12 protein-coding genes are annotated in these 12,210 nt (G+C 53.3%); 11 read left to right on the top strand and 1 reads right to left on the bottom strand.

Annotation, left to right across the window (positions count from 1 at the left end):
* Positions 1–188 precede the first annotated feature (188 nt).
* Positions 189–1,508: a Gfo/Idh/MocA family oxidoreductase gene (locus R3C20_16755; protein MEZ6042155.1), complete on the top strand. Its 1,320-nt coding sequence runs from the start codon at positions 189–191 to the stop codon at positions 1,506–1,508.
* 323 nt (positions 1,509–1,831) lie between these two features.
* On the opposite strand, the gene R3C20_16750 is transcribed toward R3C20_16755, so the two are convergent.
* The gene (locus R3C20_16750) at positions 1,832–2,191 is read right to left on the bottom strand and encodes a hypothetical protein (protein ID MEZ6042154.1); all 360 of its coding nucleotides are present in this window, start codon (positions 2,189–2,191) and stop codon (positions 1,832–1,834) included.
* 426 nt (positions 2,192–2,617) lie between these two features.
* On the opposite strand from R3C20_16750, the gene R3C20_16745 reads away from it, so the two are divergent.
* From R3C20_16745 to R3C20_16700, 10 genes are all read left to right on the top strand, one after another.
* Positions 2,618–3,361 (top strand): SDR family oxidoreductase, encoded by a 744-nt coding sequence (locus R3C20_16745; protein MEZ6042153.1) that lies wholly within the window; start codon positions 2,618–2,620, stop codon positions 3,359–3,361.
* 55 nt (positions 3,362–3,416) lie between these two features.
* Entirely contained in the window at positions 3,417–4,349 is a 933-nt protein-coding gene (locus tag R3C20_16740; protein ID MEZ6042152.1) for an ABC transporter ATP-binding protein, read from the top strand.
* Entirely contained in the window at positions 4,336–5,310 is a 975-nt protein-coding gene (locus R3C20_16735; GenBank protein ID MEZ6042151.1) for a hypothetical protein, read from the top strand. The genes R3C20_16740 and R3C20_16735 overlap by 14 nt, the downstream gene beginning before the upstream one ends.
* A gap of 4 nt (positions 5,311–5,314) precedes the next feature.
* Positions 5,315–6,256 (top strand): ABC transporter ATP-binding protein, encoded by a 942-nt coding sequence (locus R3C20_16730; protein MEZ6042150.1) that lies wholly within the window; start codon positions 5,315–5,317, stop codon positions 6,254–6,256.
* Positions 6,253–7,149, top strand: coding sequence for a hypothetical protein (locus R3C20_16725; protein ID MEZ6042149.1), 897 nt, complete (start codon positions 6,253–6,255; stop codon positions 7,147–7,149). The genes R3C20_16730 and R3C20_16725 overlap by 4 nt, the downstream gene beginning before the upstream one ends.
* Positions 7,146–8,156 carry a hypothetical protein gene (locus R3C20_16720; protein MEZ6042148.1) on the top strand — a complete coding sequence of 337 codons (1,011 nt, stop codon included), beginning with the start codon at positions 7,146–7,148 and terminating at the stop codon, positions 8,154–8,156. The genes R3C20_16725 and R3C20_16720 overlap by 4 nt, the downstream gene beginning before the upstream one ends.
* Positions 8,157–8,458: 302 nt before the next feature.
* Positions 8,459–8,947, top strand: a complete 489-nt coding sequence (locus R3C20_16715) for a thioredoxin domain-containing protein (GenBank protein ID MEZ6042147.1) — start codon at positions 8,459–8,461, stop codon at positions 8,945–8,947.
* Between the two features lie 55 nt (positions 8,948–9,002).
* Entirely contained in the window at positions 9,003–10,181 is a 1,179-nt protein-coding gene (locus tag R3C20_16710) for a trypsin-like peptidase domain-containing protein (GenBank protein MEZ6042146.1), read from the top strand.
* Positions 10,182–10,246: 65 nt separating this feature from the next.
* Positions 10,247–11,206 (top strand): nucleoside hydrolase, encoded by a 960-nt coding sequence (locus R3C20_16705; GenBank protein MEZ6042145.1) that lies wholly within the window; start codon positions 10,247–10,249, stop codon positions 11,204–11,206.
* A complete protein-coding gene (locus R3C20_16700) occupies positions 11,206–12,051 on the top strand; it encodes a uroporphyrinogen-III synthase (protein MEZ6042144.1) in 846 nt (281 codons plus the stop codon). Before R3C20_16705 ends, R3C20_16700 begins: the two co-directional genes overlap by 1 nt.
* The last annotated feature ends 159 nt before the right edge of the window (positions 12,052–12,210 follow it).

Raw genomic sequence — 12,210 nt, 5'->3', positions numbered from 1 at the left:
TCATCCGCGTGGCCTGGTCCATTGTCTGTTTTTCAGGGTGAGTTACGATGTCGTTTCCTTGACCACAACGTCAATTCTGGTCACCCTGTCATTCCCACCGGGAGATGGCTCCCTGAAATCATCGCGAATCAGCATTCAACACACTTGCTGTCGCGTCTAAATTCTCTCCACCAACGAGGTCTATACTGATGTCATCCTCAATGAGTTCCGAAGGCCAATCCAATGTATCGAGGCGAATGTTCATGGCGACTGGAGCCGCAGCCGTCGCAACCAGTGCTGTGCCAGGTAATCTGAATGCGGCCATCTATGCAGACGGGAGCGATCGACTGAAAGTTGGCCTTATTGGCTGTGGCGGGCGAGGCTCCGGAGCAGCCAGCCAGGCACTGTCGGCCTATGAGGGGGCTGAGCTTGTCGCTTTCGGTGATGTTTTTGACGACATTCTGGAGAGTTGCCGACGGAGATTGACCAGGAGTTTCAACAAGGAAGGGAAGCCTGATCGCGTCACGGCCGACGATGCTCATTGCTACGTTGGCTTCGATGCCTACAAGCAGGTGATTGATGCATCAGATGTCGTCTTGCTGGCAACAACGCCTCATTTTCGCCCGTTACATCTGCGGGCCGCTGTCGACGCGGGAAAACATGTCTTTTGCGAAAAGCCAGTCGCCGTCGATGCACCGGGCGTTCGGTCTGTGCTGGAATCAACGGAGATTGCACGACAGAAGAATCTGTCGCTCGTCTCAGGACTTTGCTGGCGGTACCACCACGGAAAACGAGCGACATTCGAACAAATTAGAAACGGCGCCATCGGCGATATTGTGTCAATGCAATGCAGCTACATGACTGGCGGTGTTTGGGACCCACGTCGAACTCCGGATCAGTGTAAGAATCAAATGGAATACCAGCTTCGCAACTGGTACTACTACACGTGGCTTTCGGGCGACTTCAATGTCGAGCAGCACATCCACAGTCTCGACAAGATGATGTGGGCGATGGGCGATGAGCCTCCGGTATCGATCAGTGGCAGTGGCGGGCGTCAGGTGCGGACCGACGAACGCTACGGCAATATCTACGACCACTTCAATGTGGTCTATCAATGGGCAAATGGTGTGAAAGCGTTCGCAAGATGCCGACACTGGCCAAATTGTGAAACAGAAGTCGAAGACTACATCATTGGAACGAAAGGCCGTGTTGACGTCATGGCCCACAAGATCTTCGATCACAGCGGCAATGAAATCTGGAGCTTCAAGGGTGAAGGCGGCGACATGTATCAGATTGAACATGACGAACTGTTCGCCGGAATTCTCGCTGGTAAACCGATCAACAACGGCGACTACATGTCCAAAAGCACCATGATGGCAATTGCAGGTCGGATGGCATCCTACACAGGGCAAAAACTGACCTGGGATCAGGTGATGAATTCGAAAGAGGACCTGTCCCCGGCGTCATACGAATGGACTGATGTCCCGGTGCCAGAAGTCGCAATCCCTGGCAAAACAAAGTTCATCTAGGCCACGGTTGTTCTTCGAGAGTCAGCTTTGACATCGGTTGATTGACAGGGCCGGAGTGGCTCGTTGCTAAGACGCTCATCAGAAAACGGCGGTCACGGAAGTGGCCGCCGTTGTCGTTTCTGGTGGAAGGAATTCATAAACAATTCTCAATTCGCCTCCTTTTGCGTTGGGTCAAACCGGACAGATGAGTCTGGGCTTGCCAGGAATGCGTGCACGGGCATTGGTGTCTGCACGAATGCGTTCCTCAAATCTTCCCGTCGGATTCGGGCCAGCTCACATGGACTCACTGCCAGCAGATTGACGGTGGGCAGTCCGTGAACAATCTATGCTGGAACAGCTTCGATGCCTGTTGGAATGAAGCCTCGCCTCAGTGTGGCGTTCGCGAACCCTCGGCGATTGATCTTGCGGGCAACCTGATGGGCTGCTCTTTCAATGGCGATACCAACCGCGCGTTCGAAAGTGTCGCATTGCTCGTGGATGATGATATCCGGACGTTTGGATATCTGAATGCGAACGACGCATCGTATGCTCTCGCCGCCTCTGGGCCCGTTTTCGTCTGTCAGCGTGACAAAGACTTCATCGATTGACGACTCAAACCGGCTGAATGCAAAACTGCATCGCCGATGAATCAAGTCCGAAGCACTGGATGAAATACTGGAATCGATGTGAACGTTGATCTTCATTGCAAGTACCTTTGTTACTGGAGCAATAGCCTAGTTCCAAAGGTCCGACATCCTGGCTCAGTTCCTGCCAGAAGTCAGGCCTTAACCACATCACACAACCCAACGGGATTTCAAAATCCCTCAGATCTGTTCAGGGGTGATGACTCGCCACCTGAACGCATTTCACTCCCTTCTGGTTCAAAGTTCTTTTTCAGATTTTCGTGAGGATCACGTCTATCAGCTACCCATGAATACTGCCGTATATCTTCTGTTACGGCTAGTCTTTTTTTAGTACGTTCGACCAACGGATTCAATTTGCAAAATCTGCCCGGAAATCTTTACCCGGTCGTCTCCGGCGGGTTTTTCGGCTAAAAGGTGCATATTTGGTGAAATCTGACTGTTGCACTCGGGGAAATTCCCCTCTTTTCCGGAGCATAATGTTCCCAAATGTCAACGCTTTCCAAAAAAGTTGCAATTGTTACTGGCGCGAGTCGCGGTATTGGATTCGGACTTGCCCTTGCGCTGCTGAAAGAAGGTTGTCGAGTTGTGATCTGCTCTCGCCGCGAGGATCAGATCCAGTCGGCCGCGGAGGAATTGGTGTCGCGAGCGGCAGTTCCGGCGGGATTTGTGTTCGCTGTGGCTGCCGATGTTGGGGTTGAATCGGACGTCGAACGACTCTTTGCATCGACAGTTGAGAGGTTCGGGTGCGTGGATCTTGTGATCAACAACGCGGGAAACTTCGATGGCGGTCCAATTGAATCCCTCACGATGGAGGAATGGGAAAATGTTCTGGGGGCCTGCCTGACAGGGCCATTCCTTTGTACTCGTGAAGCATTCCGACTCATGAAACCTCGTCGAAGCGGCCGCGTTCTGAATATTGGATCGATTTCTGCACAGCGTGCCAGAATGCACTCCGTCCCTTACACTTCTGCAAAATTTGGCGTTCAGGGGTTGACGCATGCTGCTGCCCTGGAAGGGCGTGAATTTGGAATTATCGTCAGCTGCCTTCACCCTGGGAATGTTTCCGTCGAACGCAGGTGTGATTCTGATGCAGAATCGGATCGCGAACCTATGATGTCCGTGCAGACAATCGTCAAAGCAGCAATGGCAATGCTGACAATGCCGGATGACGTGAACTTTCTGGATGCCATCGTGCTTCCTTCAAAACAGGATTACATTGGGCGAGGTTAGTGATCTCGGGTATTGGGATTTCGGAAGAGCCTATTGCAGCAAAGGGGTCGGACGCGTGTCCGCATTGATTGAACTCAACGACCTTTCAAAGAGTTATGGCAGCTTCCAGGCACTGCATAATGTCTCATTGAAAATTGAGGAGGGCATCACTGGCTTGCTGGGGCCAAATGGCGCCGGGAAAAGCACCCTGATCAAAGTGTTGCTGGGACTGGTGAAGGTTAATTCCGGAAGCGGACAGATTCTGGGAAGCGCGCTGGGGACGCAGCAGCAGTTGATTCGCTCACAGATTGGATACATGCCGGAAGATGATTGCTACATGCACGGTTTGTCCGGAATCGAATCCATGCAGGTTGCCGCACAACTGTCCCGTATGGCTTCAACGGAAGCGCTGCGGCGGGGGCATGAAATTCTGGATTTTTGCGGCATGGGTCAGGAGCGTTATCGAAACGTCGAGACCTATTCGACCGGCATGCGTCAGAAACTGCGATTCGGAATGGCAATCGTCCACGATCCGCGGCTGTTGATTCTGGATGAGCCAACGTCTGGACTTGATCCGCAGGAACGCGACGCGATGTTAAACCGAATTCGGATTCTTCACCGACAATTCGGCAAGGCCATCATCCTCTGCACCCACATACTGCGTGATGTTCAGACGGTGTGTGATGCAGTAACCATTCTGGCAAACGGCAGAGTTCAGTTGTCCGACAGTCTGGAGTCTCTGTGCACAGTGCGAGAGCCGTCGCTCACTCTGCAGTTCACCGGCGACCTGGAGGCGATGGCCAATCAGTTGACCGAAAATGGTTTACGATTTGAACACCAACCGGCCCGCAGCCTGAAGGTGTTTGGTTCACTCGAAGAAGTGAGCTCAATCATCTGGAAGTGTGCCGAATCAACCGGTGCCGTCATCCGCAGTATTCAGCCATCCCGCAATTCACTCGAGCAGATTTTTCTGGACGCCGTACGGGAGGTGAAAGTTGCCCATTCATAATCTGGGGTACCGGCGATGGACCGGGCGTCTTGAGTCATCGATGAGTCGCTGGTCGGTGGTGGCTGGCATCGGGATTCGTCGCGCCTGGCAGAGTTCGTGGCTGCGTCGCGTTGTTTTCTTTGCATGGGTCCCGGCTGCCGCCATGGGTTTCATGATCTTCCTGTTCGAACGCAGTGCTGAAGACGGTGGCGCTTCGCCCGAGTTCTTTCGAGGATTGTCTCGATTGTTGCTCGCCCAGCGTGGCCCGACGGATATGGTGCAGGAACTCATTCAGTCAGCCCAAAGCAGCACAACACCGGAAACACTGGCACAAAGTCGTCATCAGTTCTGGACGACGCTGATGCTGAGCCTGTTTCAGCGGTCCCAGGCATTCATCATGATTCCGATCATTGGATTGATCGCCCCGCCGCTTATTTCGCAGGATGTTCGCTCACGCGCATTCCTTCTTTATTTTTCGCGACCACTCACACAGTTTCAGTACCTGCTGGGCAAGCTTGCCACAATACTGTTATACACGACTCTGGTGACACTGGTCCCCGGTCTATTGCTTTACACGGTCGGAGTCCTGCTTTCTCCTGGCATCGGTATCGTCATGCACACATGGGATATTCCACTGCGAGTGTTTGCGGCATCCGCAGTGATTACGATCCCCAGTGCAATTCTTGCACTGACTTTTTCTTCACTCACGACAGAGTCTCGTTATGCATCGTTCGCATGGTTTGCGATCTGGATTTTTGGCTATGCGACCCATGGAGCCCTGATGGCATTCTCTTCATCAGACACAAGTGTAGTGCTGCAATCGTTAAGTTTGTTTCATCTGTTTCGGGATCTGACGGGATGGATTCTGGATGTGAATACGGGGGTCGAAGACATTCAGACGCGGCTGTCGATGTTGTTCGCGCTGACGGGCATTTCGCTCGCCATTTTGGTCCGCCGCATTTCGGCTCCGATGAAGGTCTGACCAGGTGATAGAGTTCGACAGCGTCACGCGCCTTTATGGCAAAGTCCTCGGCGTCAATGATATCAGTATGTCGCTGCCGCCCGGCGCATACGGCCTGCTGGGACCGAATGGGGCGGGCAAGAGCACGATGCTCAATCTTCTGACGGGACAGCTGCGCCCAACGCGCGGTACAGTGCATGTGCTCGGCGAGAATCCTCGCAACAATCACAGTCTCATGAAACGAATTGGTTACTGCCCCAGTTTTGAAGGCATGTATTCGGGGGTCAAAGGCCTGGATTGGGTCATATTCCTGCTTCGAATGCATGGATACCAGGCGGCGGAAGCGCGTGCAAGAGCCATGTCCGCGCTGGATCGTGTAGGGATGACACACGCCATGCGCCGGCCAATCTCGGGCTATTCTCGCGGCATGCGTCAGCGAACAAAACTGGCTCAGGCGATTGCCCACGACCCGGAGTTGCTGATTCTGGATGAACCACTCAGTGGGCTGGACCCCGTCGGCCGGGCACAGATGACAGAACTGCTGCGCGAATGGATTGACCGGGGAAGAAGTATTGTCATTGCAAGCCATGTTCTGCACGAAATTGAAGCGCTGACCGAGTCTTTCCTGCTGATTTCGGGCGGACGACTGCTGGCATCAGGCACGGCATCCGAAGTCTACGAACTGCTGTTTAATGTCCCCATGGAGATGCATATTCGATGCGACAAGCCTCGAGTTCTGGCAGGAATGCTCGTTCAGCATGACCTGGCAGATTCGACCAGAATCAGTCTCAATGATGCTGGTCAGGATGTACTCATTCTGCAAACTCGCGCGACGGGAAAGCTGGCGAGCACACTGCCTCAGTGGGTGCGTGAGAACGATTTGACCATTTTCGAAATGCGAACAGCGGATGACTCACTTCAATCCCTGTTCAACTCACTGATGAAGATTCATCGGGGGGAACTGTGAACTCACTCAGCGCTGTGTTCTTCTACGAATGGCGTCGCACACTGACATTCGCCCGGCTTGGCTGGTGGTTTGTTCTTGCGATGTTTCCCGTTGCAATCACGTTCATGATTCGTCGTCAGCCTCGGTTTGCGGCGGGCATGCGTCCCGATGAAATTGCCACGGTATGGTCAATTGTATTCTATCTGCTGATTCCATCCGTCTGTTGCATGCTGGGTGTGTTCCTGAATGCGGCTCCCGCCATTGCAAGTGAACTTGAGCAACGAAGCTGGATCTATCTCGCGACCCGGCCTCGTGGGGTGATGTGGATGATGCTGGGCAAATTTCTGGTGGCCGTCGTGTGGGCGGTAACATCGGCAGTGCTGAGTATTACTCTGGCAACGATCGTCAGCCAGATGGATTTTGCCGCCTGGCGTGGAGCCGAAACAGTTTCTGAAGGGCTGATCAGGCTGTTCAGTAGTTCTCTCACAGAAACACTTTATTCCGACCAGAGCCCGGCAATTTTTCGAACGTGGTGGACAATGGTGCGACTCAGCATCCTGTCCGCCTGCGCCTACTCAGCCCTGTTTCTGATGATCGGAGCATCATTTCCCAATCGGTCGATGGTATTCAGTGTCGGCTACGTCGCACTCGTTGAAGTTGTGCTGAGCCTCATTCCGGCCGTCATCAATCGTATCACGGTGCAGTATCGCCTGCGGTCGTTGATGATCAATTGGGCCGACCCCGTCCGTCGCGATCAAATGCAGGGCAATATGTTTTTTAAATACGTCTTCGCTGACGGCGGAAACACTGAGCAGATCCTCTGGCTGATTGGACTTACAGTTTGCTTTCTGGGTGCAGCACTTCTTATCGCGGAAAAGCGGGAATTTACATCTGCGGCAGAGAGCGACATATGACAACGAACAACTTCTGGAATCGAGTTTTGCGGACTGCGCAGAAGAGATGGTCGACCGCCACCGTTTTCATGGGATTAATCTGTCTGGTCGGGGTGACCGCCAGCAGTTCAATTCGGCCTTCGACAACGATTGACGATGATGCTGAAGGACGATTCAACCAGGTTTGTATTGTCGACGATGAAAGAATCAATGAGGCGAGCGGTTTGGCATGCTCAATCCGCGATCCTGCACTTCTCTGGATGCACAATGATTCTGGTGACCTGCCTCGTCTGTTCTGTGTTGATCAAACCGGAAAGACCCGGGCAGTCGTCACTCTGGCGGGCGTCAATCCATTCGACTGGGAAGACATGTGTTCGTTCGAGTGGCAGGGGGAATCATGGTTGCTGGTCGCCGACTTCGGAGACAATGCCAGGAAACGAGGGGCTGGGAATGTCGCCGGAACAAACCCCGTTTGCCAGTTGTTGCTGATCCCCGAACCACAGATTCCGACACTGGTCGACCAGGTTGCAGAACTGACCGTCAAACCGACCGCGGTTGTTGATTTTATCTGGGAGGACGGAGCTCACAATTGCGAGAGCATCGGTGTCGATACATCGAGCGGCCAGGTTTTGATGGTACTGAAGTCCCTTCCGCATAAATGTGGCCTGTATTCATTTGATCTCAGCACTCTGATGCCGAGAAATCACAGCTCCGAAGCTAAGCCGACCGGATTAGTCACGGCTCGGCGGGTTGTCGGGTTTGGTGTACCATTCGCCACGGGAATGGATGTTTCTGCCGACAACAGGTACATGGCCGTTGTGACTCCGCTCACCGGTTTTCTCATTCATCGTCAGCTGGATGAATCATGGGTTGATGCTTTGCAGCGGCCGCCAACATCTCTCATCCTTCCCCCGCGAAAACAGGGAGAGACAGTCTGCTTCAGTCGCGACGGAAAATTCCTCCTGCTGAATAGTGAGCTGGAACAGCAACCGCTCTGGCGGATGCAGATCGTCGCAGATAAGAATTAGGCGTTTAGCTGTCCGTTGAAGAACCGCGACAGACACGCAGGACGTTGCAAACCATCGTGTTTTAAGGTCTCCTGCTCGAGTCAGTCCGGTTGTTCAACAGGCGTCTTAGCCCGAGCTGTCACGAAATTCGACGGCGTATTGTGGCACGGTTAAGATCGGAACCGGGATGATTTGCTGAGCGGCAGGGTCTGCACGTAATAATGGGGCTGCTAACCCCGGGCCGATTCTGCCATAATCTGAACGGAACTGCGTGAACGACAGTCGGGTAGATTTTAGTGAGATCAAAAACGCTGAGGTAACAGATGAAGACTTTGTTGAGCGGATCATTCACATTAAGACGAGTCTGTGTATTGGCGTGCCTGATTCTCCTGCCAATGGCGGGTTGCCAGAATCCGAGCGTCGATGTCTCGATGGCTGATTGTCCAGACGGTGCCGTGGAGATCATCTCCACGGAGAAGGAAGGGGAAGATGACCATGATCACCCCACAGACCAATTCCTCGCACAAGTGCGAAGAAATGACCAAACTCCAGTCATCGTGGATTTCTGGGCTCCCTGGTGCGGTCCTTGCGTGCAGCTGGGTGCTGAGTTGCAGAAGGTCAAGAATGACTGGGGCGACAGCCTTGTGCTTGTGAAAGCAAATGTTGATGAATTGTCGAATGCCAAACTAACTCGCTACTTTGGAGTCGAAGGCATTCCGCACCTTGTCATATTCAGGAATGGAGAACCCGTGAAAGCTTTGGTTGGATGGAGAAGTGCGAAGGACATTGACAGTATTCTGAAATCGCTTTGATAATCCCTGAAAGTGTGCAGGGCTCTTCAATTTTCATTCACATGGAGGAAATGTCATGACCGGGATTACAGTTCGCAAATTGCTGGTCGCATGCGTTCTGTTATTCGCGTGTGTGGATTCGGTCGAAACCGCAGAAGCTCAATTGAAGGCTCCCAGGCAGTTGCAGACAGTTTCGGGGCAGATTCTCGTTCCTCGGACCGGCAGTCCGGCTGACAAAGGTTCTTTCGAGAACAGCAGTCAGCTTCCCGCCGGCATCTACGACAACGAAGGGCTCACTCCCGACGAAGCGGCTTCGGTTTTCGTGTATGAAAGCAACAACCGCAGCGTCGCCAATATCGCGACGCGGATCGGAGCGGCTCGGGTAATGTTCATGGACAACCCAACAGCTGACGCCGGGTCCGGGTTTGTGATTGACCACGAAGGACATGTGCTGACGAACTTTCACGTGGTTGAAGATGCTGAGCGAATTCAAGTCACACTTTACAACGGTGAGTCATACGAGGCGGAACCTGTCGGGGTCGATCCCATCAATGACATGGCTGTTGTAAAAGTGAACGCCCCCGCTGATGTGTTGTATCCAGTTCGGCTTGGAGATTCTTCCCGACTGAAAGTTGGGATGAAGGTCTACGCCATCGGCAACCCGTTCGGGCTCGAACGCACAATGACAACCGGGATCATCAGCAGCCTGAACCGTACTTTGCCGGTAACCAGAGCTCGGTCGATCAAATCCGTGATACAGACCGACGCTGCGATCAATCCTGGAAACTCAGGCGGCCCGCTCTTCAATTCTCACGGTGCCTTAATTGGAATGAACACGGCGATCGCAAGTAAGACCGGACAGAATTCGGGAATTGGCTTCGCGATTCCGGTGAACCTGATTCGTCGAGTTGTACCAGAGCTGATTGAACACGGCCGGGTAATCCGCCCGGATAGCGGGATTCTGGAAGTCATGCGAACTGAAGCGGGGCTCAGAATCCTTCGGCTCGATCCTGATGGTGCGGCGATTCGCTCCGGGTTGAAAGGCCCCGAGATCCGTCGGGTTAAGCGCGGGTTTGTGATCTTCGAATCGGAGGATCGAAACGCGGCCGATCTGATAGTGGGTGTAAATGGAAAGAAGACCATCGAAGTCGATGAGTTTCTTTCAGAGGTTGAGAGCCATCGCCCCGGCGATCAGATCCGAATTGAAGTGATTCGAGATGGCAAACAGATTTCAATTCCGCTGACACTGAAATAGTTCATCGTTGAGTTCGCTCCAGCGCGATGAAATTCTAAGGACCGTTGCTTCTAAGGACCGTTGCATTGAGCAAGAAACTGATCATCGATACAGACTCTGGCATTGGCGACACGCTTGCAGTGCTGGTTGCAATGGTGGATCCAACCATTGATGTGCTGGGGTTGACCGCCACTGGCGGCACTGTATCCGGAGTTCAGGCGACCCGTAATCTGCAGTTCATCACCGGACTTGCTGACCCGCTCCGGCACCCTCGGATTGGCCAGTCGGAAATTGAAGAAGCCCCTGGAGAGCATGTGCCACCGGGAGCTCCTGCCCATTCATTGCTCAACGGTAGGTTTGGTTTGGGAGACGCGGACCCTCGCGTACCCGATCTTCATAATCGTCGGGAATCCGCAAAACTTATCGTTGATATCGTGCGTGAACACCCTCAGGAAGTTCGAATCCTGTCGCTCGGACCACTGACAAATATCGCGATGGCTTTCGAGTTTGACCCGGAGTTGCCAATGATTCTTGGTGGACTCACTTGTCTTGGTGGTGCGATTCATTGTCCAGGCGACGTAACAGCGGTCGCTGAATTCAACATGTGGGCAGATCCCCTGGCAGCCCGCAGCGTACTGAATTCTCCTGCCGGGAAAGTGATGGTCCCGCTGGATGTCAGCCTGCAGCCCATGCTGACATTTGAAGATATCGATCGAATCAGTGGGCTCATCCCGTCAACTGCTATCGGAGAATTTGTAACCGCATTAATGCATTATTCACTCCGGGCAACGCGGCAGCATATGCCACAGGAAGGCCTGGCATTGAGCGCAGTGACAGCGCTGGCGGTTGCAGTTCGAGCTGAACGCTTCAGTTTCGAAACGGCCTCTGTCGATGTCGAAACCGCCGGCAATCTGACGACGGGAATGACGGTTGTGGATGGCCGAAGAACTCGGACTTCTCAGAATATGATCGACGTCGTAACTCAGGTGGACGAGCAAGCTGTAGTGGACTATTTCTGCAGAAGTATTCGTCGAGTGAGCATGTAATGAAACATCAGCCTGTGGTTTGTTGTTTTGAAAGTCGTCGAGCAGAAGAGATGGCGACGCTGATTGAACGGAACGGAGGCAGCCCTTTAACCGCCCCTTCGATGCAGGAAATCCCGATTGAAGACAACCCGGAGGCGTTGTCATTCATCACTCAGGCGATCGAAGGGCAATTTCCCCTGTTGATTCTGATGACTGGTGTGGGTACCGCCGCCTTGTTCGATGTCGCAAAGGTCCATCAATTGTTCGATCCACTGATTGCCGCAATGCAGTCGATGGACATCATCGTTCGAGGCCCAAAACCGGTTCCCGTCCTGTCGAACGCGGGCTTGAAGTTTGCCATCAAAGCGCCTGAACCGAATACCTGGCGTGAACTACTGCAGTCAATGGATGAAGCCGCCGAGTCTGAGCCGGAAAGGTTTCGACTCTCGGGAAGACGGATTGCGATACAGGAGTATGGATTGCCGAACAATCGGTTGTATGAAGAATTGCGGTCGCGTGGTGCGTTGGTCACTCGAGTGCCTGTATATCGCTGGGCTCTTCCGGATGACACCACTCCGCTCGAATCTGCGATCAGGAAAATCGTTGATAACAATGTCGATATCCTGATGTTTACAAGTGCCAACCAGGTTAGCAACGTCTTGTCGGTCGCAGAATCACTAAGCCTGGATTCCGCGTTCCGGACTGCTTGCGGCCGAACAATGGTGGCATCGATAGGTCCCACATGTTCGGAGGCACTAACCGATCAGGGATTTCGGGTAGAGTTCGAAGCGAGCCCGCCCAAGATGGGACAAATGGTCCGTGGATCAATCATGCACTGGCGGGAAAATTGCGAGGCCCCGCGCTAACACCTCATGCCCCATGCTCCGGGGAATTCCTGATTCAGGGCGGACATATGAACCGCAGTCAGTTAATTTTCCGGGATGCGTCCGCCATGTTCCAATCGCATTGGGGGCATCGTCTCTGGTTTTAGCTGGTCTTGTTTTCTGGCCTGAAAGGCCCGACTC

The sequence above is a fragment of the Planctomycetaceae bacterium genome, assembly GCA_041398825.1.
In the GTDB taxonomy this organism is placed as follows: domain Bacteria; phylum Planctomycetota; class Planctomycetia; order Planctomycetales; family Planctomycetaceae; genus F1-80-MAGs062.
Note: the sequence above shows the minus strand (reverse complement) of the source record. Positions and strands in the feature narration are given on the sequence as shown.

Bases quoted from the DNA above. Each gene is read 5' to 3' on its own strand.
- R3C20_16755 (MEZ6042155.1), top strand. From the start codon at position 189: ATGTCATCCTCAATGAGTTCCGAAGGCCAATCCAATGTATCGAGGCGA.
- R3C20_16750 (MEZ6042154.1), bottom strand. From the start codon at position 2,191: ATGAAGATCAACGTTCACATCGATTCCAGTATTTCATCCAGTGCTTCG.
- R3C20_16745 (MEZ6042153.1), top strand. From the start codon at position 2,618: ATGTCAACGCTTTCCAAAAAAGTTGCAATTGTTACTGGCGCGAGTCGC.
- R3C20_16720 (MEZ6042148.1), top strand. From the start codon at position 7,146: ATGACAACGAACAACTTCTGGAATCGAGTTTTGCGGACTGCGCAGAAG.
- R3C20_16715 (MEZ6042147.1), top strand. From the start codon at position 8,459: ATGAAGACTTTGTTGAGCGGATCATTCACATTAAGACGAGTCTGTGTA.
- R3C20_16710 (MEZ6042146.1), top strand. From the start codon at position 9,003: ATGACCGGGATTACAGTTCGCAAATTGCTGGTCGCATGCGTTCTGTTA.
- R3C20_16700 (MEZ6042144.1), top strand. From the start codon at position 11,206: ATGAAACATCAGCCTGTGGTTTGTTGTTTTGAAAGTCGTCGAGCAGAA.